At 61.2% G+C, this 21,271-nt stretch carries 36 protein-coding genes; 35 read left to right on the top strand and 1 reads right to left on the bottom strand.

Going from position 1 to position 21,271, the window contains the following annotated elements; translation table 11 throughout:
• The 34 genes from tuf to QF629_11285 all read left to right on the top strand — a co-directional run.
• The coding region (gene tuf / locus QF629_11450) for an elongation factor Tu (protein ID MDP6014140.1) at window positions 1-277 on the top strand (277 nt) is incomplete at its 5' end.
• A 47-nt stretch (window positions 278-324) separates the two neighbouring features.
• Complete coding sequence (gene rpsJ, locus QF629_11445) at window positions 325-633, top strand: 30S ribosomal protein S10 (GenBank protein ID MDP6014139.1); 309 nt, start codon at window positions 325-327, stop codon at window positions 631-633.
• A 21-nt stretch (window positions 634-654) separates the two neighbouring features.
• Window positions 655-1,425: a 50S ribosomal protein L3 gene (gene rplC / locus QF629_11440; GenBank protein ID MDP6014138.1), complete on the top strand. Its 771-nt coding sequence runs from the start codon at window positions 655-657 to the stop codon at window positions 1,423-1,425.
• Between the two features lie 5 nt (window positions 1,426-1,430).
• Window positions 1,431-2,051 carry a 50S ribosomal protein L4 gene (gene rplD / locus QF629_11435; protein ID MDP6014137.1) on the top strand — a complete coding sequence of 207 codons (621 nt, stop codon included), beginning with the start codon at window positions 1,431-1,433 and terminating at the stop codon, window positions 2,049-2,051.
• Window positions 2,048-2,341 carry a 50S ribosomal protein L23 gene (locus QF629_11430; GenBank protein ID MDP6014136.1) on the top strand — a complete coding sequence of 98 codons (294 nt, stop codon included), beginning with the start codon at window positions 2,048-2,050 and terminating at the stop codon, window positions 2,339-2,341. Before rplD ends, QF629_11430 begins: the two co-directional genes overlap by 4 nt.
• 16 nt (window positions 2,342-2,357) lie before the next feature.
• Window positions 2,358-3,197, top strand: coding sequence for a 50S ribosomal protein L2 (gene rplB, locus QF629_11425; GenBank protein MDP6014135.1), 840 nt, complete (start codon window positions 2,358-2,360; stop codon window positions 3,195-3,197).
• A gap of 9 nt (window positions 3,198-3,206) precedes the next feature.
• Window positions 3,207-3,485, top strand: coding sequence for a 30S ribosomal protein S19 (gene rpsS / locus QF629_11420; protein MDP6014134.1), 279 nt, complete (start codon window positions 3,207-3,209; stop codon window positions 3,483-3,485).
• A 3-nt stretch (window positions 3,486-3,488) separates the two neighbouring features.
• Window positions 3,489-3,866 carry a 50S ribosomal protein L22 gene (gene rplV / locus QF629_11415; GenBank protein ID MDP6014133.1) on the top strand — a complete coding sequence of 126 codons (378 nt, stop codon included), beginning with the start codon at window positions 3,489-3,491 and terminating at the stop codon, window positions 3,864-3,866.
• A 2-nt stretch (window positions 3,867-3,868) separates the two neighbouring features.
• Window positions 3,869-4,549 (top strand): 30S ribosomal protein S3, encoded by a 681-nt coding sequence (rpsC, locus tag QF629_11410; protein MDP6014132.1) that lies wholly within the window; start codon window positions 3,869-3,871, stop codon window positions 4,547-4,549.
• A gap of 30 nt (window positions 4,550-4,579) precedes the next feature.
• Window positions 4,580-5,005 carry a 50S ribosomal protein L16 gene (rplP, locus tag QF629_11405; GenBank protein ID MDP6014131.1) on the top strand — a complete coding sequence of 142 codons (426 nt, stop codon included), beginning with the start codon at window positions 4,580-4,582 and terminating at the stop codon, window positions 5,003-5,005.
• Window positions 5,002-5,208, top strand: coding sequence for a 50S ribosomal protein L29 (gene rpmC / locus QF629_11400; protein ID MDP6014130.1), 207 nt, complete (start codon window positions 5,002-5,004; stop codon window positions 5,206-5,208). Before rplP ends, rpmC begins: the two co-directional genes overlap by 4 nt.
• 5 nt (window positions 5,209-5,213) lie before the next feature.
• On the top strand, window positions 5,214-5,450 hold the full coding sequence (rpsQ, locus tag QF629_11395) for a 30S ribosomal protein S17 (protein MDP6014129.1): 237 nt from the start codon (window positions 5,214-5,216) through the stop codon (window positions 5,448-5,450).
• 52 nt (window positions 5,451-5,502) lie between these two features.
• Window positions 5,503-5,871 (top strand): 50S ribosomal protein L14, encoded by a 369-nt coding sequence (rplN, locus tag QF629_11390; GenBank protein ID MDP6014128.1) that lies wholly within the window; start codon window positions 5,503-5,505, stop codon window positions 5,869-5,871.
• Window positions 5,871-6,194 carry a 50S ribosomal protein L24 gene (gene rplX / locus QF629_11385; protein ID MDP6014127.1) on the top strand — a complete coding sequence of 108 codons (324 nt, stop codon included), beginning with the start codon at window positions 5,871-5,873 and terminating at the stop codon, window positions 6,192-6,194. Before rplN ends, rplX begins: the two co-directional genes overlap by 1 nt.
• A 10-nt stretch (window positions 6,195-6,204) precedes the next feature.
• Window positions 6,205-6,762, top strand: coding sequence for a 50S ribosomal protein L5 (gene rplE / locus QF629_11380; GenBank protein ID MDP6014126.1), 558 nt, complete (start codon window positions 6,205-6,207; stop codon window positions 6,760-6,762).
• A gap of 34 nt (window positions 6,763-6,796) precedes the next feature.
• Window positions 6,797-7,102 carry a 30S ribosomal protein S14 gene (gene rpsN, locus QF629_11375; protein MDP6014125.1) on the top strand — a complete coding sequence of 102 codons (306 nt, stop codon included), beginning with the start codon at window positions 6,797-6,799 and terminating at the stop codon, window positions 7,100-7,102.
• Window positions 7,103-7,115: 13 nt separating this feature from the next.
• Entirely contained in the window at window positions 7,116-7,514 is a 399-nt protein-coding gene (gene rpsH, locus QF629_11370) for a 30S ribosomal protein S8 (protein ID MDP6014124.1), read from the top strand.
• 9 nt (window positions 7,515-7,523) lie between these two features.
• Complete coding sequence (gene rplF / locus QF629_11365) at window positions 7,524-8,057, top strand: 50S ribosomal protein L6 (GenBank protein MDP6014123.1); 534 nt, start codon at window positions 7,524-7,526, stop codon at window positions 8,055-8,057.
• 11 nt (window positions 8,058-8,068) lie between these two features.
• Window positions 8,069-8,431 carry a 50S ribosomal protein L18 gene (gene rplR / locus QF629_11360; protein MDP6014122.1) on the top strand — a complete coding sequence of 121 codons (363 nt, stop codon included), beginning with the start codon at window positions 8,069-8,071 and terminating at the stop codon, window positions 8,429-8,431.
• An 18-nt stretch (window positions 8,432-8,449) separates the two neighbouring features.
• Window positions 8,450-9,025 carry a 30S ribosomal protein S5 gene (gene rpsE / locus QF629_11355; GenBank protein MDP6014121.1) on the top strand — a complete coding sequence of 192 codons (576 nt, stop codon included), beginning with the start codon at window positions 8,450-8,452 and terminating at the stop codon, window positions 9,023-9,025.
• Between the two features lie 9 nt (window positions 9,026-9,034).
• Window positions 9,035-9,241: a 50S ribosomal protein L30 gene (gene rpmD / locus QF629_11350; GenBank protein MDP6014120.1), complete on the top strand. Its 207-nt coding sequence runs from the start codon at window positions 9,035-9,037 to the stop codon at window positions 9,239-9,241.
• Window positions 9,242-9,258: 17 nt separating this feature from the next.
• A complete protein-coding gene (gene rplO, locus QF629_11345; protein ID MDP6014119.1) occupies window positions 9,259-9,744 on the top strand; it encodes a 50S ribosomal protein L15 in 486 nt (161 codons plus the stop codon).
• A 41-nt stretch (window positions 9,745-9,785) separates the two neighbouring features.
• Window positions 9,786-11,129: a preprotein translocase subunit SecY gene (gene secY / locus QF629_11340; protein MDP6014118.1), complete on the top strand. Its 1,344-nt coding sequence runs from the start codon at window positions 9,786-9,788 to the stop codon at window positions 11,127-11,129.
• Complete coding sequence (locus QF629_11335) at window positions 11,126-11,785, top strand: adenylate kinase (protein MDP6014117.1); 660 nt, start codon at window positions 11,126-11,128, stop codon at window positions 11,783-11,785. Before secY ends, QF629_11335 begins: the two co-directional genes overlap by 4 nt.
• Window positions 11,786-11,873: 88 nt before the next feature.
• The gene (rpsM, locus tag QF629_11330) at window positions 11,874-12,245 is read left to right on the top strand and encodes a 30S ribosomal protein S13 (protein ID MDP6014116.1); all 372 of its coding nucleotides are present in this window, start codon (window positions 11,874-11,876) and stop codon (window positions 12,243-12,245) included.
• Window positions 12,246-12,248: 3 nt separating this feature from the next.
• Window positions 12,249-12,641, top strand: coding sequence for a 30S ribosomal protein S11 (gene rpsK / locus QF629_11325; protein ID MDP6014115.1), 393 nt, complete (start codon window positions 12,249-12,251; stop codon window positions 12,639-12,641).
• 129 nt (window positions 12,642-12,770) lie between these two features.
• On the top strand, window positions 12,771-13,805 hold the full coding sequence (locus QF629_11320; GenBank protein MDP6014114.1) for a DNA-directed RNA polymerase subunit alpha: 1,035 nt from the start codon (window positions 12,771-12,773) through the stop codon (window positions 13,803-13,805).
• A gap of 10 nt (window positions 13,806-13,815) precedes the next feature.
• Entirely contained in the window at window positions 13,816-14,259 is a 444-nt protein-coding gene (gene rplQ, locus QF629_11315) for a 50S ribosomal protein L17 (protein MDP6014113.1), read from the top strand.
• A gap of 122 nt (window positions 14,260-14,381) precedes the next feature.
• Window positions 14,382-15,776 carry a Do family serine endopeptidase gene (locus QF629_11310; protein ID MDP6014112.1) on the top strand — a complete coding sequence of 465 codons (1,395 nt, stop codon included), beginning with the start codon at window positions 14,382-14,384 and terminating at the stop codon, window positions 15,774-15,776.
• Window positions 15,776-17,098 carry a replication-associated recombination protein A gene (locus QF629_11305; protein ID MDP6014111.1) on the top strand — a complete coding sequence of 441 codons (1,323 nt, stop codon included), beginning with the start codon at window positions 15,776-15,778 and terminating at the stop codon, window positions 17,096-17,098. Before QF629_11310 ends, QF629_11305 begins: the two co-directional genes overlap by 1 nt.
• Window positions 17,095-17,484 carry a fluoride efflux transporter CrcB gene (gene crcB / locus QF629_11300; GenBank protein MDP6014110.1) on the top strand — a complete coding sequence of 130 codons (390 nt, stop codon included), beginning with the start codon at window positions 17,095-17,097 and terminating at the stop codon, window positions 17,482-17,484. Before QF629_11305 ends, crcB begins: the two co-directional genes overlap by 4 nt.
• Window positions 17,472-18,380 (top strand): RluA family pseudouridine synthase, encoded by a 909-nt coding sequence (locus tag QF629_11295; GenBank protein MDP6014109.1) that lies wholly within the window; start codon window positions 17,472-17,474, stop codon window positions 18,378-18,380. The genes crcB and QF629_11295 overlap by 13 nt, the downstream gene beginning before the upstream one ends.
• Window positions 18,377-19,045 carry an HAD-IA family hydrolase gene (locus tag QF629_11290; GenBank protein ID MDP6014108.1) on the top strand — a complete coding sequence of 223 codons (669 nt, stop codon included), beginning with the start codon at window positions 18,377-18,379 and terminating at the stop codon, window positions 19,043-19,045. Before QF629_11295 ends, QF629_11290 begins: the two co-directional genes overlap by 4 nt.
• Window positions 19,042-19,758 (top strand): ATP12 family protein, encoded by a 717-nt coding sequence (locus QF629_11285; protein MDP6014107.1) that lies wholly within the window; start codon window positions 19,042-19,044, stop codon window positions 19,756-19,758. Before QF629_11290 ends, QF629_11285 begins: the two co-directional genes overlap by 4 nt.
• On the opposite strand, the gene QF629_11280 is transcribed toward QF629_11285, so the two are convergent.
• Complete coding sequence (locus tag QF629_11280; GenBank protein MDP6014106.1) at window positions 19,736-20,827, bottom strand: mandelate racemase/muconate lactonizing enzyme family protein; 1,092 nt, start codon at window positions 20,825-20,827, stop codon at window positions 19,736-19,738. The genes QF629_11285 and QF629_11280 overlap by 23 nt on opposite strands.
• A gap of 140 nt (window positions 20,828-20,967) precedes the next feature.
• On the opposite strand from QF629_11280, the gene QF629_11275 reads away from it, so the two are divergent.
• Window positions 20,968-21,261 carry an antibiotic biosynthesis monooxygenase gene (locus tag QF629_11275; protein MDP6014105.1) on the top strand — a complete coding sequence of 98 codons (294 nt, stop codon included), beginning with the start codon at window positions 20,968-20,970 and terminating at the stop codon, window positions 21,259-21,261.
• Window positions 21,262-21,271: the final 10 nt, after the last annotated feature.

The following is a 21,271-nucleotide window of genomic DNA, read 5'->3' as shown; positions in this document are numbered from 1 at the left end:
CAAGTTCAAGGCGGAGGCATATATTTTGACAAAGGACGAGGGTGGGCGCCACACGCCGTTCTTCACGAACTATCGGCCGCAGTTCTATTTCCGCACGACGGACGTGACGGGGATGGTGCATCTGCCGGAGGGTACGGAGATGGTGATGCCTGGCGACAACGTGACCATGAATGTCGAGCTGATTTCGCCGATCGCCATGGACCAGGGCCTGCGCTTTGCCATCCGCGAAGGCGGACGCACCGTCGGCGCCGGTGTCGTCGCCGACGTCTCAGAATAAGTACGGGCGCGGCGTAGGACGGGCAAGTCAGGCAAAAGAGTAGCGGTATGGACAATCAAAATATTCGCATTCGCCTGAAGGCGTTTGATCATCGTGTGCTCGACCAATCGACGCTTGAGATTGTTAATACCGCCAAGCGAACCGGTGCGAATGTGCGTGGGCCGATCCCACTCCCGACGCATATCGAGCGCTTCACGGTACTGCGTTCGCCGCATATCGATAAGAAGTCACGTGAGCAGTTCGAAATCCGCACGCATAAGCGGCTACTCGATATTGTCGACCCGACGCCGCAGACCGTGGACGCGCTGATGAAGCTCGACCTCGCTGCGGGCGTCGACGTCGAGATCAAGCTCTAGGCGTAGGCGGGGGAGAAGACCATGCGCACTGGACTTCTGGCACGAAAGATGGGCATGACCCGCATATATCTGGAGGATGGGCGCCATCTTCCGGTGACCGTGCTGGCGGTCGAGGACTGCCAGGTGGTGGCGCAAAAGACGCCAGAGCGCGACGGCTATCGTGCTGTGCAGCTTGGCGCTGTCCAGGCCAAGGCGAAAAATATCTCGAAGGCGATGCGCGGGCATTTTGCCAAGGCTCAGGTCGAGCCGAAGAAGCGGCTAGCAGAGTTCCGTGTTAGCGAGGATTGCATGATCGACGTCGGCAGCACTCTGTTGCCGTCACATTTCATTGAGGGCCAGTTCGTTGATGTTATAGGCACCTCGATCGGCAAGGGCTTCGCCGGCGCCATGAAGCGGCACAATTTCGCAGGCCTGCGCGCGAGCCATGGCGTCTCTGTATCGCACCGCTCATTGGGGTCGACCGGCCAGTGCCAGGATCCTGGCCGGGTCTTTAAGGGCAAAAAAATGGCCGGCCAGATGGGCGTAGCGCGGGTGACAGAGCAGAACCTTTATGTGGTTGGCAGCGATGACGACCGTGGCCTGATTATGGTCATGGGTGGCGTGCCTGGCCCCAAAGGAGGCTTTGTGCGGGTAGTCGACGCTAAGAAGAAGGGACTACCAGAGGGTGCGCCGCTACCCGCCGCTTTGTGGGCTGTGGCGGTGGAAGAGGCAACACCGGAGCCGGCCGAGGCGGAGAGCGAGATCCTCCCCGAGGCCGAGGCGCTCGAGACCAAAGACGAGAAGAAGGACTAAGCGCCGTGCAGTGCGACATCATTTCACTCGACAACGAGCGCGCCGGCGAGATCCAGCTCGCTGATGGAATTTTTGGCATCGTAGTGCGGCCCGATATTATGCAGCGTGTGGTGCTTTGGCAGCTTGCCGGACGTCGCGCTGGCACACACAAGACTAAGACCCGGGGCGAGATCACCGCGACCGGCGCCAAGGCGTACCGCCAGAAGGGTACCGGCGGCGCCCGCCACGGTTCGCGCAAGTCCGGTATCTTTGTTGGCGGCGGCCGCGCCTTTGGCCCGCTGCTGCGCGACCATGGCTACACCCTGCCAAAGAAGGTGCGGCGGCTGGGTCTGAAATCCGCCCTGTCCTCCAAGCAGGCCGAGGGCAAGCTGGTGGTGATCGACGCTGCCGCGCTTGACGAGCCCAAGACGGCGGCCCTGGTCAAGCGCCTCGCTTCACTCGATTGGGGCCGTGCTCTGATCATCGACGGTGGCGAGGTTGACGACAACTTCCTGCGCGCCGCGGCAAACATTCCCGGTCTCGACGTGCTGCCTAGTCAGGGGGCCAACGTTTACGACATTCTGCGCGCTGATACCCTGGTGCTGACCAAGGCCGGGGTTGAAGCGCTGGAGACACGCCTGTCATGACCCCCGAACGCGCCTGCGACATCATTCTCAGTCCAGTGATCACCGAGAAGGCAACGGAGCTCAGCGAGCATAACCAGTTCGCCTTCCGTGTCGCCAAGGACGCTACCAAGCCGCAGATCCGCGCCGCCGTGGAGACCCTGTTCGGCGTCAAGGTCACGGGCATAAACACTATTACCGTCAAGGGCAAGGTTAAGCGCTTCCGCGGCCGACCCGGTCGACGGCCCGATATCAAGAAGGCTGTGGTAAGGCTGGCCGAAGGGCAGAGCTTGGACTACACGGCTGGCGTTTAGAGCGAGGCACGTTGTTATGGCTTTGAAAACCTTTCGCCCGACGACCCCATCGCAGCGGCAACTCGTGCTGGTGGACCGTTCCCACCTGCACAAAGGTAGGCCGGCCAAGGCGCTGACCAAGGGCTTGACCAAGAAGGGCGGGCGCAACAACCAGGGCCGCCAGACCGTGCGCCACCGCGGTGGTGGCCACAAGCGGCTCTACCGCACCATCGATTTTAAGCGTCGCAAGTTCGACGTGCCGGCGACCGTGGAGCGTCTGGAGTACGATCCCAACCGCAGTGCTTTTATCGCCCTGTTGCGCTATGAGGATGGTGAGATCGCTTATATCCTGGCGCCGCAGCGGATGGATCCTGGCGATGTCGTGGTGGCGGCGGACCGTACTGATATCAAGCCCGGTAATGCCATGCCAATGCGCAACATGCCGGTCGGTACGATCATCCACAATATTGAAATGAAGTCCGGCAAAGGCGGCCAGCTCGCGCGTGCCGCCGGCAATTACGCTCAGCTCATCGGCAAGGACGCGGGCTACGCTCTGCTGCGGTTGTCGTCCGGTGAGCAGCGCATGGTGCGCGGCGAGTGCATGGCCACAGTTGGTGCCGTGTCCAATCCGGACAATCAGAACATCAATATGGGTAAGGCCGGGCGCAAGCGCTGGCTGGGGCGGCGACCGACGGTGCGCGGCGTTGTCATGAACCCGGTCGATCATCCCCACGGTGGTGGCGAGGGCCGTACCTCGGGCGGCCGTCATCCGGTGACCCCGTGGGGCGTGCCGACCAAGGGCAAGCGCACGCGCAACAACAAGCGGTCCGACAAGCTGATCCTACGTAGTCGGCACCGTGCCAAGAAGAGGCGTTAGGCAGACACAATGGCACGCTCGGTATGGAAGGGGCCGTTTGTCGACGGCTACCTGCTGAAAAAGGCAGAAGATGCCCATGGCGATGGACGCAAGGGCGCGATCAGAACTTGGTCGCGGCGCTCGACGATCGTTCCCCAGTTCGTCGGCCTGACCTTTGACGTCCACAACGGCCACAAGTTCATCCCGGTGCTGGTTAGCGAGAACATGGTTGGGCACAAGCTCGGCGAGTTTTCTCCGACGCGCACCTATTACGGCCACGCCGGCGACAAGAAGGCGCGGAGAACGTAAGCTATGGGCAAGAAAAGCGTACCCCGCCGCCTAGCGGAAAACGAAGCGATGGCGATGGCGCGCATGCTGCGTACCAGCCCGCAAAAACTGAACCTAGTGGCTCAGAGCATTCGTGGAGAATCCGCCGAAAGCGCACTTGCCACCCTGGCCTTTTCGCGTCGCCGCATTGCCGACGACGTGCGCAAGGTATTGCAGTCGGCGATCGCTAATGCCGAGAACAATCACGATCTTGATGTAGACCGGCTCTATGTGGCCGAGGCCTATGTCGGGAAGTCGATGACCATGCGCCGCTGGCGTCCGCGTGCGCGCGGACGCATGGGCAGGATTGTCAAGCCCTTCAGCCGCCTGACGGTGGTTGTCCGCGAGCACGAAGAGGACTGATCATGGGTCAGAAAGTCAATCCAATCGGCCTTCGGTTGGGTATTAACCGGACCTGGGATTCGCGCTGGTACGCGGACGAGAGCTACGGTGAGCTATTGCACGAAGATCTGCGCATCCGCGAGTACCTGACCAAGCGGCTGAGCCAGGCCGGTGTGGCGCGCGTGGTCATTGAACGCCCGGCCAAGAAGGCGCGTGTGACCATCCACACGGCGCGGCCCGGCGTCGTCATCGGCAAGAAGGGTGCGGACATCGAGAAACTTCGCCAGGACGTCTCCAAGCTGACTGATAGCGAGGTTCACATCAACATCGTCGAGATCCGCAAACCCGAGATCGACGCCTGTTTGGTAGCCGACAATATTGCCCAGCAACTTGAGCGACGCGTGGCTTTTCGACGCGCTATGAAGCGGGCGGTGCAGTCAGCGATGCGCCTTGGCGCGCTCGGTATCCGCATCAATTGCGGCGGCCGTCTCGGCGGTGCCGAGATAGCGCGCACAGAGTGGTATCGCGAGGGCCGTGTACCCCTGCATACTTTGCGCGCGGACGTCGATTACGGCACCGCCACGGCGCTCACAGCCTATGGCACGTGCGGTGTCAAGGTCTGGGTGTTCAAGGGCGACATCATGGAGAACGACCCCATGGCCGAGGATCGCCGCCGCGCCGAGGCCCAAGGCGCACAGGCTTGAGGTTGAGGAAGACGAACAAGGACGAGTGTGATGCTGAGCCCCAAGAGAACTAAATACCGCAAGGCCCAAAAAGGGCGTCTGCACGGCCTCGCCAAAGGCGGGACGTCGCTGAATTTCGGCGTTTACGGTCTTAAGGCGGTAGAGCCGGCGCGTGTGACTGCGCGCCAAATCGAGGCCGCGCGCCGCGCCATTACCCGCCATATCAAGCGTGCTGGACGCATGTGGGTCCGTATCTTTCCCGATGTGCCGGTCAGCAAGAAGCCTACCGAGGTTCGGATGGGTAAGGGCAAGGGTACGCCCGAGTTCTGGATGGCGCGTGTGAAGCCAGGCCGCATCATGTTTGAGCTGGACGGCGTGCCGCCAGAGCTCGCTCGCATGGCCTTCGAACTGGGGGCGGCGAAGCTTCCAATGCGCACACGTTTCGTGAGTCGCGTCGGCGCTGAGGACAAACAATGAGTGTAATGGAAATGCGTGCCAAGTCGGAAGACGAGCTGTCCGGTCAGCTTGTTGAGCTGAAAAAGGAGCAGTTCAACCTGCGCTTCCAGCGGGCCACTGGCCAGCTCGAGAACACGGCGCGGGTGCGTCAGGTGCGTCGTGATATCGCGCGCATCCGTAGCATTCTCGGCGAGCGCGAGCGCGCTGCCGCAAGCGAGGCTTAGCAAAGATGGCAAAACGTACGCTTCAGGGCACAGTGGTCAGCGATTCCGGCGATAAGACGCTGGTGGTCCGCGTCGAGCGCCGCTTCAAGCATCCAATGTACAAGAAGTTCGTGCGGCGATCGAAGACCTTGGCGGTGCACGATCCCGAGAACCAGCACAAGGCTGGTGATCAGGTGCGCATTCGCGAATGTCGGCCGATCTCCAAGCGCAAGACCTGGGAGGTTGTGGCTGAGGGCACCTGAGCCCGCTGCCTGACCTTCCGACGTACGAATCGGATCAAGAGAAAGAGTCGCCATGATTCAGATGCAAACCAACCTGGACGTCGCCGACAACTCTGGCGCCCGCCGGGTGCAGTGCATCAAGGTGCTGGGTGGAACGGGCCGCAGGACTGCTTCGGTCGGCGATGTCATCGTCGTCTCGGTCAAGGAGGCGATCCCCCGTGGCCGGGTTAAGAAGGGCGATATCCACCGTGCGGTCATCGTTCGCACGGCAAAGGAGATTCGTCGCCCTGACGGCAGCGCTATTCGTTTTGACAACAATGCCGCGGTGCTGATCAGCCATGAGGGTGAGCCCATCGGCACACGTATTTTTGGGCCGGTGACGCGCGAGCTTAGGAGCAAGCAGTTTATGCGCATCGTCTCGCTCGCTCCGGAGGTCCTCTGATGGCGGCCAAGTTCAAAATCAAGAAGGGTGACACCGTGGTCGTTCTTGCTGGACGCGAGAAGGGCAAGAGTGGCGAGGTGATTGCGGTGCATCGCAAGGACCGTCGGGTTCTGGTGCGCGGTGTCAACATCATCAAGCGGCACACCCGGCCGAGCCAGATATCGCCGGGCGGAATCATGGAGAAGGAAGCGACGTTGCACATCTCCAATCTGGCCATCGCCGATCCGAAGGACGGTAAGCCGACACGAATTGGCTACCGCACCATCGAGGATGGCCGCAAGGTCCGTTTCGCCAAGCGTTCTGGCGAAATTGTGGATCGCTGAGGAGGCGGTCATGACCCGATTGCAAGAGCACTACCAGACCACCGTGCGACCGGCCTTGCAGGAAGAGTTCGGCTACACCAATCCGATGGAGATCCCGCGCCTCAGCAAGATCGTTGTCAACATGGGCGTTGGCGAAGCGGCGCGCGATAGCAAGCTGATCAAGGGTGCGGAGACAGATTTGATGGCGATAGCCGGCCAGAAACCCATTCTTACCAAGGCCAAGAAGTCGATTGCGAACTTCAAGCTGCGCGAAGGCATGATCGTGGGCTGTAAAGCGACACTACGCCGTGACCGCATGTTCGAGTTTCTTGATCGCCTGGTTACCGTGGCGCTGCCTCGTGTGCGCGATTTTCGTGGTGTATCCGCCAACAGCTTCGATGGCCGCGGAAACTACGCTCTGGGCTTGAAGGAGCAGATCGTGTTTCCAGAGATCGACTACGACACGGTCGATGAGGTGCGCGGGCTGGATATCATCATCGTTACTACCGCCGAGACCGACGCCGAAGCGCGGGCTCTGCTGAAGGGTTTCGATATGCCCTTTGCCGCTCAAGCTCAATGGCTGGGCTAAATCGTCTCGGAGAGGATTGGAGGTTGTTCGAATAATGGCCAAACGAAGCGCTATCGAACGAAACAAGAAAGTGCGCAAGACGGTTTCCAAGTATGCCGCCAAGCGCGGGGCCTTGAAAGCCAAGGCGCGGGATAAGTCCGCGCCCATGGAAGAACAGTTTGCCGCTCGTCTGGCGTTGGCTTCGCTGCCGCGCGACGGGTCGGCAACGAGAATTCGTAATCGCTGCGAGTTTTCCGGGCGGCCGCGGGGCTATTACCGCAAGCTCAAGCTCTCTCGTATCGCCTTGCGCCAGCTGGCGTCGGGTGGTGAAGTTCCCGGAATGGTCAAGGCGAGTTGGTGAGGAGGACGCGACGATGACCATGAGCGATCCCCTCGGCGATATGCTCACACGCATCCGCAATGGCCAGATGGTGGGTAAACGCAGTGTGCGTTGCCCGGAATCACGGCTGCGGACGAACGTGCTCGAAGTGCTGGAAAAGGAAGGTTATATCCGAGGCTATCGTCGCCTCGACGATGTTGCTGCCAAGCCGCATATCGAGATCGATCTCAAGTATCATGAAGGCACGCCGGTTATTCAGGAGATTAGCCGCGTGTCCAAGCCGGGCCGGCGGGTCTATTCGGCGGTCAAGGATTTGCCGCGGTTCTATAACGGGCTCGGCATATCGATCCTGTCGACGCCGCGCGGCGTGATGTCCGACAACGAGGCCCGCGACGCTAATGTTGGTGGCGAAGTGCTATGCGAAGTATTTTAGGAGCGTGCCGTGTCTCGTATTGGTAAACATCCGGTTGCCATTCCCGATGGCGTCGAAGTAGCGGTAGCCGGGCAGATGGTGACCGTCAAAGGCAAGCTGGGCGAGCTTTCTCGAACGCTTGCCGACGAGGTTGAAGTTGCCCACGAGGATGCCGGCATCCGCGTCTCTCCGCGTGGGAACGGCCGGCGTTCGCGAGCTATGTGGGGCCTGTCCCGATCGTTGGTCAACAACATGGTTACTGGTGTGTCTGAAGGATTTTCGCGTTCACTGGCCATCACGGGCGTTGGTTATCGCGCGGCCGCCGACGGAGATTTTCTTAGCCTACAGCTCGGCTATAGCCATGAGATCAAGCTGGCCATCCCGGGCGATCTCAAGATCATCTGTGAACAGCCGACCGAGATCACGGTGAATGGCATCGACAAGCAGCGGGTTGGTGAGATGGCCGCGGAGATTAGGCGGCTGCGCAAGCCCGAGCCTTTTAACGGCAAGGGCGTGCGCTATTCGGACGAATATGTTCGCCGCAAAGAAGGTAAGAAGAAGTAAGGGCGCGAGCGATGAATAAATCAAGGGTACTGATGGACCGGCGGCGGCGGCGCAACCGCTATCAGGTCCGTAAGGCAGCGGACGGGCGGCCGCGGCTGTCGGTGTTCCGTTCGGGCAAGAATATCTATGTCCAGGTGATTGAGGATGGAGAGGGCCGCACGGTGGCTGCCGCGTCGACGCTGGACAAGGACTTGCGCGGCACGGTCAAGGGCGGTGACAATATTGCGGCAGCGAAAGCGGTCGGTGCGCTGATCGCGGAGCGCGCTAAGGCAGCAGGTATCTCTCAGGTGGTTTTCGATCGGGGCGGATATATCTATCACGGGCGCGTGCGTGCGCTGGCGGAGGCCGCACGCGAGGGCGGTCTCGAGTTTTAGGCAAGGCGGTAGCTAAGCATGGCGAGAAACGAGAATCGGCGCGGCAGACGCCGCTACAATCGCAAGGAAGAGGCCGAATCCGACCTTTCCGACAAGCTGGTTAGCATCAATCGTGTCGCCAAGGTGGTCAAGGGCGGCCGTCGCTTCGGCTTCGCGGCCCTGGTGGTGGTCGGTGATGGGCGCGGTCGGGTTGGCTTCGGCAGCGGCAAGGCCCGCGAAGTGCCGGAGGCTATTCGCAAGGCGACCGAGCAGGCCAAGCGCAAACTTATCCGCGTGCCGCTGCGCGAGGGCCGCACACTGCATCACGATACCACGGGCCACTACGGTGCCGGGCGCGTGGTGTTGCGTGCAGCACCTCCTGGTACTGGCATTATCGCAGGCGGGCCGATGCGTGCCGTTTTCGAGACTCTTGGCGTACAGGATGTTGTGACCAAGTCGATCGGCACCTCTAACCCGCACAACATGATCCGGGCCACCTTTGAGGCTTTAGGGCGCATGCGCTCGCCGCGCATGATCGCCAACAAGCGCGGTAAGAAGGTGAGCGATCTGGTTGGCCGCCGCGACGACGTTGAGCCGGCGGCGGCGATGGAGTAGGGGGCAAAGATGGCAGCAAAGAAGAAGGCCGCCGCAGGGCGCCTGAGAGTAACCCAAGTTGGCAGCCCCATTGGACGTCGGCGCGACCAACGCCAGACCCTTGTCGGGCTGGGACTGAACAAGATGCATCGTACCCGCGAGCTTGAGGATACGCCGGCTGTGCGCGGCATGATCACCAAGGTCCAGCACTTTGTGCGGGTCGAGGATGCTGGTTGAGCGTCGGAGGAAAGACGATGAAGCTTAACGAAATCCGGGACCATGATGGCTCGCGACGTGAGCGGACCCGCGTCGGGCGCGGTATCGGCTCGGGTAAGGGTAATACTGGCGGCCGTGGCATGAAAGGCCAGAAGTCACGCAGTGGCGTTGCCATCAAGGGCTTTGAGGGCGGTCAGATGCCGCTCGACAGACGCCTGCCAAAGCGCGGTTTTAACAACATTTTTGCCAAGCGCTATGTGGTGGTAAATCTCGGCCGCTTGCAGCAGGCTGTGGATGCCGGCAAGCTTGAGGCCGAGGTGCCGGTGACGGCAGAGGCCTTGAAGTTGGCGGGGGTCGTCACCCATATCCGGGATGGAATTCGCTTGCTCGGCAATGGCACGCTCGAGGCCAAGCTTGCGATCACGGTTGCCGGTGCCTCGAAAGCCGCGGCGGCTGCGGTCGAGAAGGCGGGCGGAACGATTACCATCCTTGGCGCCGATAAGGCTGCTGAGGGTGGCGCCTGACCAAGACCGCGCGAAACCGCGTAGAGCCTGAGGGATAGACCATGGCATCGGCGGCCGAGCAGCTTGCTGCCCAGTTCAATTTTGGCGCTCTTGCCAAAGCGACCGAACTTAAGAAACGCCTCTGGTTCACGGTGGGGGCGCTGATAGTCTATCGGCTCGGCACCTACATTCCGATTCCGGGCGTCGACCCGGTCATCCTCGATGACATCTTCAGTCAACAGGCCGGCGGTATCCTTGGCATGTTCAACATGTTCGCGGGCGGTGCTTTGGGGCGGATGACTATCTTCGCCCTCAACATCATGCCGTATATCTCGGCCTCGATTATGATCCAGCTGCTGACCACGGTCTCGCCGACCTTGGAACAATGGAAGAAAGAGGGCGAGTCGGGACGGCGCAAGATCACTCAGTTTACGCGCTACGGCACCGTCGTTCTGGCGGCACTCCAGGCCATGGGCATCGCGGTTGGGCTCGAGGGCATGACCTCGAACCAAGGCAGCGCGGTAATCGATCCCGGACTCGGCTTTCGCTTTACCACCGTTGTCACGCTTACTTGTGGCACTATCTTTCTGATGTGGCTCGGCGAGCAGATCACGGCGCGCGGCGTCGGTAACGGTATCTCGCTAATCATCATGGCGGGCATCGTGGCGGAGCTGCCTCGCGCGCTCGTTAGCACCTTGGAGCTCGGGCGCACCGGTGCTCTGCCGGTTGTGTTTATTGTCTTCCTGATGGTCATGGCGGTTGCCGTGATCGCCTTCATCGTTTTCATTGAGCGGGCCCAGCGACGCCTCGTGGTGCAATATCCCAAACGTCAGGTGGGCAACCGCATGTTCGGTGGCGAAAGCTCACATCTGCCGCTGAAGCTGAACACTGCCGGCGTCATCCCGCCGATCTTCGCAAGCTCTCTGCTACTGCTGCCGATCACGGCGCTGAGCTTTTCTGCGGGCACGGGCCCGGAGTGGCTGACGGCGGTTACCAGCTACGTTGGGCGTGGCCAGCCGCTCTATCTGCTGCTCTATATTTCGCTGATCGTCTTCTTCGCCTTCTTCTATACTGCCGTGGTTTTCAACCCGGCGGATACGGCGGAGAATCTGCGCAAGAACGGCGGCTTTCTGCTGGGCATTCGTCCGGGCGCAAACACAACGGAATATATCGACTATGTGCTGACGCGCCTGACCACGGTCGGCGCCATCTATCTTTCTGCGGTTTGTATCCTTCCGGAAATCTTGATCTCGCAATATGCGGTACCTTTCTACTTTGGCGGAACCAGCTTGCTTATTGTGGTCAACGTGACCATGGACTTCGTCGCCCAGGTGCAGTCGCACCTACTGGCGCACCAATATGAGGGTCTGCTCCAGAAGAGCCGGCTACGGGGGCGTAGGCGATGAGGCTGATCTTGTTCGGCCCACCCGGCTGCGGCAAAGGTACCCAGGCTGAGCGCCTACGCGACTCACAGGGCTTGGTGCATCTCTCCACTGGCGACATGCTGCGCGCAGCGGTGGCCGCGGAGACCGAGGTGGGCAAGCGCGCTAAGGCGATCATGGAAGCCGGCGAGTTGGTGCCCGATGAGGTGGTGATCGGCATCATCGCTGACCGTCTCGGTGAGCCAGACATGGCTAGCGGCTTTATCCTTGACGGCTTTCCGCGCACCGTGGCTCAGGCTGAGGCGCTGGACGAGTTGCTCGCTAGGCGCGACATAAAAATTGACCGGGTGATAGCCTTCGGCGTTGACGACGACGCGCTGGTGGCGCGTATCGGCGGACGGTTTTCCTGTGCCGAGTGCGGTGCCGGCTACAATGACAGCGCCAAGCCCACCAAAGTTGAGGGTATCTGTGATTCCTGCGACGGTAGCAGCTTTCAGCGCCGCAAAGACGACAATGTTAAGACGGTGCGCGAAAGACTTGAAACCTATCATGCCGAGACGGCGCTACTGCTGCCCTATTACGACAAGCAGGGCCTGCTCACGACGATCGACGGCATGGCTATCATCGACGCGGTGACGGCGGAAATTGAACAGCGGCTTGCTGATATCGGTGGGCATTGACTTGAGGCTATCTGCTCATATAATCCGCGGTTCTCAAGAGTGCGCCGTGGTGTCAGCAGCGGCGTGTTTTTTATAGGGAGATCGGTTCGTGGCGCGTATTGCCGGTGTCAACATTCCGACTAACAAGCGGGTGCAAATAGCCCTGACCTATGTCTTCGGAATAGGCCGGACAAAGGCGCGTGAAATCTGCGAAAAGGCCGGCCTACCGGCTGGTCGTCGGGTCAACGATTTAACCGAGGGCGAGATCGGCCGGGTGCGCGAGATCATCGATAGCGAGTACCGGGTCGAAGGCGATTTGAGGCGCGCCACGGCAATGGATATCAAGCGCCTGATGGATCTCGGCTGCTATCGCGGCATCCGCCACCGGCGCGGTCTGCCGGTGCGCGGGCAGCGCACCCACACTAACGCGCGGACCCGCAAGGGCCGCGCTCGTCCGGTTACTGGTAAGAAAAAAGTATAAGCTATGGCGAGAGAAACCGGCGATCGCGTCAAGCGCCGCGAACGCAAGAACATCATTTCTGGCGTGGCGCATGTCAGCGCAACGTTCAATAACACGCTGATCACCATCACTGATGTTCAGGGCAATACTATCGCCTGGTCGTCGGCGGGATCGCAGGGCTTTAAGGGATCGCGCAAGTCGACACCTTACGCTGCCCAAATGGCGGCAGAGGAGGCCGGTCGCAAGGCCGCAGAGCACGGCATGAAAACCCTAGAGGTCGAAGTGCGCGGGCCGGGATCGGGCCGCGAATCGGCGCTACGCGCGTTGCAGACGGTGGGCTTCACCATCACTGCGATCCGCGACGTGACACCGATCCCGCATAACGGTTGCCGGCCACCTAAGCGGCGGCGCGTATAGGGCCTTGTGCGCTTGAGAAGGCAGCGGCCGGGTTCGCCCGCCGCGAATAGTTAAAGTCACAGTGCGGGCCGGCGGATCGGCTGCGCCGGGGCATGACTCGATGGATTTGATCATCATGAAACGCATTCGATGCGTAAGGATTACGGTGTGATTCAGAAGAACTGGGAAGAACTGATCAAGCCCACCAATCTCGAGGTGGTGCCCGGAAGCGATCGTGGTCGTCGGGCGACGATCGTGGCCGAGCCCCTCGAACGTGGCTTCGGGCTGACCCTCGGGAATGCGCTCAGGCGTGTGCTGCTGTCCAGCCTGCGCGGCTCGGCCATCACGTCCTTACGCATCGATAATGTCTTACACGAGTTCTCATCGATTGCTGGCGTGCAGGAGGATGTGACCGACATCGTTCTCAACATTAAGACCGTGGCTTTGCAGATGCATGGCGATGGGCCGAAGCGCATCACCCTTGAGGCTACCGGCCCCAAGCAGGTGACCGCGGCGGCTATCGAGACCGGCCACGACATCGACATTCTTTCGCCAGACGTGGTTATCTGTACCCTGGACAAGGGCGCCAGCATTCATTTCGAGATGACCGTCGAAAGCGGCAAGGGGTACGTGCCGGCAAGCCAGAACCGACCGGACGACGCGCCCATCGGCTTGATCCCAGTGGATGCACTCTATAGCCCGGTGCACAAGGCTTCCTACAAGGTCGAAAACACCCGCGTCGGCCAGGTCACCGACTACGATAAGCTGTCCATGCAGGTCGAGACCGACGGCACGGTGACGCCCGAGGACGCGGTGGCGCTAGCGGCGCGCATCCTCACCGACCAGATGCAGCTGTTTATCAATTTCGAGGAGCCGAGTATCAGCGCGGACAAGGAAGAAGTGCTCGAGCCCGCCTTTAACGTTAACCTGCTGCGCAAAGTGGACGAGCTTGAGCTATCCGTGCGCTCGGCTAATTGCCTCAAGAACGACAACATTATCTATATCGGCGATCTTGTGCAGAAAACCGAGGGCGAGATGCTGCGCACACCTAACTTTGGCCGCAAATCCCTGAACGAGATCAAGGAAGTGTTGGCGCATATGGGGCTGCATCTCGGCATGCAGATACCGGATTGGCCACCGGAGAATATCGAAGATATGGCCAAGCGACTCGAGGAGCCGTTCTAGGGAGAAACCGATGCGTCATCGTTTGAGGGGCCGCAAGCTGAACCGCACCGGCTCGCACCGCAAGGCCATGTTCTCGAACATGGCGGCGGCGCTGATCAAGCACGAACAAATCACCACGACCTTGCCTAAGGCCAAGGATTTGCGGCCATTCGTCGATCGCCTGATCACGCTTGGCAAGCGCAATAGCCTGCACGCCCGGCGCCAGGCTCTCGCCAAGCTTGGGGGCGATGTCGCGCTGGTGGGGAAGCTCTTTACCACCTTACGCGAGCGCTACGAGGGGCGCTCCGGGGGCTATACTCGTATTGTGCGGGCGGGGTTTCGCTACGGCGACTCGGCGCCCATGGCGGTCATAGAACTGGTCGACCGCGACCCTGACGCTAAGGGTCAGGATTCCGGCCCCGTGCCTGAGCGCGAAGACATCGATGAGGAAGAGGCCCAGGCCGCAGTCGCCTGAGCGACATTTTCGGGATCACGAACAACGAGGGCGGCTCCATTATGGGACGCCCTTTTTTGCGTCGCCGGCAGGGCACGACTTGGTGCTCCCTGTGTCGAGCGGAAACACGCTAGAATTGGGTTATGACCTTTCTGCGATACCTCGTTCTGTTTCTCGTCCTTCCCGCTGCTGGGTTCGCGACCGAGCAGGTGGTGCCGCGCGATGTTGCGGAGTTGCAGCTTTCCTACGCGCCTGTGGTGCGGGCAGTCTCGCCGGCCGTAGTCAACATTTATGCTCGCCGCATTGTTGCCTCGCGCTTCCAGAGCCCGTTTGCCGGCGACCCCTTCTTTGAGCAGTTCTTCGGCCGCGTCTTTCCGGACATGTCACGCGAGCGTATCGAGAACTCGCTCGGTTCGGGCGTCATCGTCAGCGCCGACGGGGTCATCGTTACCAACCACCATGTGGTGCAGGATGCGGACGAGGTCGTGGTGGTGCTCGCCGACCGCCGCGAAATGGTAGCGGAGCTCATTGGCAGCGATGAATCGAGCGACCTTGCGGTAATGCGCATCGATGGCGGCGATAGACCGCTGCCCTTCATCGAATTCGGCGATTCCGACCAGATAGAGGTCGGCGACATCGTGCTTGCCGTCGGCAATCCCTTTGGTGTTGGCCAGACAGTGACCAGCGGTATCGTCTCGGCTCAAACGCGCACGAGGGCGGCGGGATTGAGCGGCGCTGCCTTCATCCAGACCGACGCGGCCATCAACCCGGGCAACTCTGGTGGCGCACTGGTCACTCTCGACGGCCGCCTGATCGGCGTGAATACTGCCATCATCTCGCGCGGCGGCGGCTCGATCGGCATCGGCTTTGCCATTCCCGCCAATCTGGTGAGGATAGTGGTTGCCGAGATGGTGGCGGGCGGGCGTGCTGTGCGGCCCTGGGTTGGCATCTCATTGCAGTCGGTCACTGCCGATATTGCCCAGTCGCTCGGCCTCGAGCGACCGATCGGCGTGCTGGTCAAGGGCTTACACCCCTCGGGTCCCGCGAGAGCGGCAGGATTGCGCGTTGGCGATGTGCTGGTGGCCGTGGATGGCCGCGATATCTTCGATCGGGACGGCTTCGATTTTCGTTTGCGCACCCGCGGCATAGGTGACAAAGCCGTGTTCGGCGTGCTTGACGGCGGCGGCAGGCGCGATGTGAGTGTGGTGCTCATACGGCCGCCGCAGGATCCACCTGCTGACGTGCGTCGCCTTACGGGCCGCCATCCGTTCGCTGGCGCGACGGTAGCCAATTTGTCACCAGCGCTTGCCGATGAGCTTGGTCTGGCGCGGGATGCCATGGGGGTGCTGGTGCTCAAGATCGAGCACGGTCCGGCTGCGCGCATCGGACTCAGGGTGGGCGATGTGGTGTTAACCGTTGCTGGCGTCGATATAGATCTCACCGAGACGCTCGCCGAGGTGCTCGGGCGTGCACGCAATGAATGGACCGTCGCCATTCGTCGCAAAGGCGAGGTGCTACGCGTGACCGTGTCTGGGTGATGGCAACCCTGTTTGAAGCGGCGGGATTGGAGGATGCGGCACCGCGGCCCCTTGCCGACCGTTTGCGTCCACAAAGCCTCGACGAGGTGCTGGGCCAGGACCACCTGCTGGTGCCCGAGGCACCGTTGGCGCGCATGGTGGCGGCGCAACGGCTCGCTTCAATCGTTCTCTGGGGCCCGCCTGGCTGCGGTAAGACGACCATCGCCAATTTGCTGGCCGATGCCTGCGACCTGGAGTTTGAGTCCCTGTCGGCAGTTTTCTCTGGGATGGCTGATCTGCGTAAGGTTTTCGCCGCCGCCAAGGCGCGCCATCGCGAAGGTCGCGGTACGCTGCTCTTTGTGGACGAGGTACACCGCTTCAATCGCGCTCAGCAGGATGCCTTTCTGCCTACCGTCGAGGTGGGCACTGTGGTGTTGGTCGGCGCCACCACGGAGAACCCGTCATTCGAGCTTAATGCAGCGCTGTTGTCGCGCTGCCAGGTATTGGTATTCAACCGCCTGGACCAAGCTGCGCTGGAGGCGCTGTTGGTTCGCGCTGAAGCCGTTCTAGGAGCCCCCTTACCGCTCACTGACGATGCGCGTACCGCATTGTTGGGCATGGCCGACGGTGATGGTCGGGCACTGCTCAATATGTTTGAGGCGGTCTCCCAGGTGATGCCGGAGAACCCTCTTGACGTAGCGGTGCTTAGCCGCGTCGTGCAGAAGCGGGCGCCGGTCTACGACAAGGCGCAGGAAGGTCACTACAATCTTGTCAGCGCCCTGCACAAAAGCCTGCGGGGCTCGGACGTCGATGCAGCCCTCTATTGGTTGGCACGCATGCTAGCGGGCGGTGAGGACCCGCTCTATATTATCCGCCGTTTGGTGCGCTTCGCCTCGGAGGATATCGGGCTCGCGGATCCCCAGGCTCTGGCGCAGGTGCTGGCGGCCAAGGATGCCTATCATTTCGTCGGCTCGCCGGAAGGGGAACTGGCCATCGCCCAGGCCGTGATCTATCTGGCTATTGCGCCCAAGTCCAACGCCGTTTATCGCGCCATGGTAGCGGCCTCTGGGGCTGCCAAGGAGTCCGGCTCGCTGATGCCACCGAAACACATCCTCAACGCGCCCACCAGCCTGATGCGCGATCTCGGCTATGGTGCCGGCTACGCCTACGACCATGACAGCGATGAGGGTTTTTCGGGCCAATCCTATTTCCCTGATGATATGCCACGCCAGCAGTTCTACCGCCCGGTCGAGCGCGGTTTCGAGCACGAAGTTAGCAAGCGTCTTGCCTATTGGGCCGAGTTACGTGAGCGTCTGGCCAGCGAAGGAGGGGGCGGAACATGAACACGGTTCTGGTTGTTGCTGCGGGTGGTGCCATCGGTGCGGTCGGGCGCTATCTGGTTGTAAACGGCATCGGCCATTGGCTGGGGTACGGTTTCCCCATCGGCACGCTGGTGGTAAACGTGCTGGGCTCGCTGGCCGTGGGTGTGCTTGTCGAGCTTGGGGCCCTGGTCTGGTCGCCGAGCCCAGAATTGAGGGCTATGCTTGTGGTTGGCGTGCTCGGTTCATTCACCACCTTCTCCACTTTCTCGCTCGATGTCGTGGAACTGGTACAGCGTGACGCGACGTTGCCCGCCATGGGCTACATCGTGGCCTCTGTGGTGCTTTGTATTGCCGGACTAGTCTTTGGAATGTCGTTGGTGCGCGGGATTATCGGATGGGCGGTGTAACGACGGTAAAAGTTGTGGGAGACGACGATTCACTGCGCTTGGATCGTTGGTTTTCCCGCTATTATCCGAGCGTAACCCACAGTCGGTTACAGAAGCTGTTGCGCACCGGTCAGGTACGGGTCGATGGGCATAGGGCTAAAGCGAACATGCGCTTGCTTGCCGGACAAATAGTGCGCGTGCCGCCGGTGGGCGGGCCGGCTCCAACACAGGGCAAGGCGCCGCCGGTTGATGCGGCAACGCGCGATGATCTGCGCGCGCGCGTACTGTATCGCGATAACAACATGCTGGCACTGAACAAGCCGGCTGGACTTGCGGTGCAGGGTGGTAGCGGCCAGCGTCGTCATCTCGATGCGCTATCCGAGGCGTTGCGCTTCGACGCCGAGGAGCCGCCGCGCCTCGTGCACCGACTCGACAAGGAGACCAGCGGCGTGCTGCTTCTGGCTCGCCATCGCCACGCTGCCCGCGACCTAACCCGCCTATTTCGCGACGGCGAAGTGGCCAAGACCTATTGGGCGGTCGTGGCTGGCGTCCCGCGTTCGGCTGCTGGCGAGATAGATCGCCCGCTCACGAAGGGGACTGAGCGTGTCGAAGAGGATGCCACCGGGCGTCCCGCCGTGACCCATTATCGGACTGTCTCTGCGACCGAGGGCAGGGCCTGGCTGGTGTTGTCGCCGCTGACCGGGCGCACCCATCAATTGCGTGTTCATTGTGCGCTGATCGGCGCGCCGATCCTCGGCGACCGAAAATATGGTGGTCCCCGGCACAAGCAACTGCACCTGCACGCCCGCGAGCTTGTGCTGTCTCGTGATAGCGGTAACCTGCGCCTAACCGCGCCTTTACCGGCGCATATGGTCAAGACCTTTGCCGCGCTTGGCTTCGACGAGGCTGCCGCATGAGCGAACTCGTGCGCCTGGTGCTACTCGACTGCGACGGCACCCTGGTCGACAGTCAAGCCGCTATCGTTGCGGCCATGGCCGATGCTTTCGTTGCGTGCAGCTTGGCCCCGCCAGAAAATGCTGCAGTGCGGCGCGTTGTCGGCCTGTCGTTGCCGGCAGCGATGGCGAAATTGCTACCGCAGGCGGAGGCTATCGAGTGTCGCCGGTTGGCAGAAGCCTACAAGGACGCCCATCTCGCGCGGCGTCTTGCCGGCGAGCCGCAAGGCGAGCTTTTCGATGGTGCGCTGGCGGCAATCGATAACCTGAAAGCGAACGGCTATATCCTGGGTATGGCGACAGGCAAGTCGCGCCGCGGCCTCGACTCGATCTTGGAGCGGTTCGGCTTGCATGATCGCTTTACGGTTCTGCAGACCGCTGACGACGCGCCTAGCAAACCGCACCCGGCGATGGTTGAGCAAGCCATGTTTGCGGCCGGCGCGGTGCCAGAGACCACAGTGATGGTTGGCGACACCACCTTCGACATGACTATGGCGCGCGCTGCCAGTGTTGCCGCTGTCGGCGTCGCTTGGGGTTATCACGATGCGGCGGACTTGTACGATGCGGGCGCGACCGTCGTGCTCGATGCGTTTGACGAACTTGCGGGGCTGGTCGCGAAGATGCAGTGAAGCGTGTTTACGACATCGCTGCGGTATCTGACTGCGGAGATGGCTATGGCGTCACCTTAGACGGCAAGCCCCTGTGCACACCCGCTCACATGACTCTGGTGCTGCCGAAACGGGTCCTGGCGGAAGCGATCGCCGATGAATGGAACGCCCAAAGTGAGAACGTTGAGCCCGAGAGCATGCCGCTCATGCGCCTCGCTAGCATGGCCCTCGACTGGGTCGTGACCCAACGCGAGGTAGTGATCGACGAAGTCGCCGACTATGGCGGCGCCGATCTCCTATGTTATCGGATCGAACACCCGCAAGAGCTGGCCCGCCGCCAGAAAGAGATCTGGCACCCTGTGCTGGACTGGGCGGCACGCCGCTTCGATGCGCCGCTGGCGGTGACCAACGGGGTCCTGCCCGTTACCCAAGACCCCCAGGTGCTTGCCAAGCTGCGCGCTGTCGTGGCGGAACACGATTCCTTCGCCCTGGCCGGTCTACATGCTGCCACCCACGCCTCGGGCTCACTGATTTTGGCCCTAGCGCTCGCCAGCGGCCACTGCAACGCCGCCGCCGTCGCCGTAGCCAGCCAGCTCGACGAGGCCTATCAGGCCGAGAAATGGGGGAGGGACGCTGAAGCTGAAGCGCGCCTTGCCGCACTAAAGGTGCAGCTGCATGACGCGGAGAGATTCCTGACTCTTCTGGGCGCCGCTACTCCCGATACTTCTCGATGAAGTTTGGGTCTGGTTCGAGGCCTAGGCCGGGGCCGGTGGGGACCGTGATAGCGCCGCCGGTGGGAGCGAGCGCACCAGCGTAGAGGTCCTCGTCGAGGTTGACATAGAAACGCTCGATAGCCTCGATGCTGGGGAGCGTCGAGAGTAACTGCAGGGTGGCGAGAAAACCCGGGCCAAAATAGGGTGAGTGCGGCGCCACTGTGACATTCGCTATCTCGGCGAGGGTGACTACCTTGAGAAATTCGCTGATACCGCCAACCTTGGTCACGCTGGGCTGGGCAAAATCGACCGCACCAGCTTCGAACATGGCCTGAAACTGCCAGGCGGTGCAAGCGTTCTCGCCGGCCGCGATGCGGATGCCGCTTTCGGCGCGAAGCGCGGCGAGGCCATCGAAGTTCTCTGGCGGCCAGATTGGCTCCTCCAGCCAATGCAGATCGTATTCAAACAGCGCCTCTGCCATCAGCCGACCTTCCTTTGGGCTCCAGACGCAGTTCACGTCGAGCATAATGGGGATTTTCTCTCCCACCGTCTGGCGTGCGGCGGCGACCTCGGATACTGTGCTCTCGTGCAACTTGATTAAACGGTAACCCTTGTCCAACGCTTCACTACAGAGCTCTGAGGTAATACCGGTGTCTTGGTATTTCAGTAGGCTGGCATAAGTTGGTACAGTCTCGCGTGCGATGCCCCCTATGAGTTGGTGCAGGGGAACGCCTGTCGCCTTGCCGGCAATGTCCCAGAGCGCTATGTCGAGGCCCGATAGTGCAAAAATGGGAACCCCATAGCGGCCGAACAGGTGCAGGGAAAGCTGCAGCTCGCGCATAAGTTCGCTGATGCGCAACGCATCGCGCCCTACGACGGTCGGTATAACCATAGTTTCCAGTGCCGCCTTGGTCGCGGGAATGGCATTATATCCGAAGGCCTCGCCCCAGCCGGTAATTCCCTCGTCGGTTTCGACTTTGACCAGCAAGGTGGTCATTTCTGTCCAAGCTTCTCCGCCCCAGCCAGAGGGTGGGCCGCCGTGGTGGAAGGGGTAGCGTAGTGGTATGGCCTCGACGGTGGTGATTTTCATTCCCAGTTTCCTCGATGGTGTCGCGCGCAGTATAAGGTTGCATCACAAATGCGCTAGACGACAGCGGCACTGACCTTACGTTCTTTTCGTCTTGTTGCTATGTTTGTGCCCGCTAAATTCGGTTCTAGGGAGATAAAGACATGGCGGTTACGGTCATTCTCGAGACGAAGGCAAAACCCGGTGGGGGCGATGAGTTGCTGGGTTTTTTCAAAAGTATTCTGGCCGATACGCGCGCCTATGCCGGCTGCATTAGCATCGAGACTCTGCGCAATATGGAATCGCCGGACGAGGTCGTGCTGATAGAGCGATGGGAGAGCGCTAACGACCACGGCAAATATATGGGCTGGCGCACCGAGACCGGTGTTGTCGACAAGATCGTCGGCATGCTTTCCGGGCCTCCCCTCGTGCGCCGTTTTGACGAGACCGGCATCTGATCAAGCTCTC

The sequence above is a fragment of the Alphaproteobacteria bacterium genome (genome assembly GCA_030739735.1).
In the GTDB taxonomy this organism is placed as follows: Bacteria; Pseudomonadota; Alphaproteobacteria; order UBA7887; family UBA7887; genus UBA7887.
The sequence above is the reverse complement of the archived record's forward strand: the minus strand, read 5'-3'. Positions and strand labels throughout refer to the sequence as shown.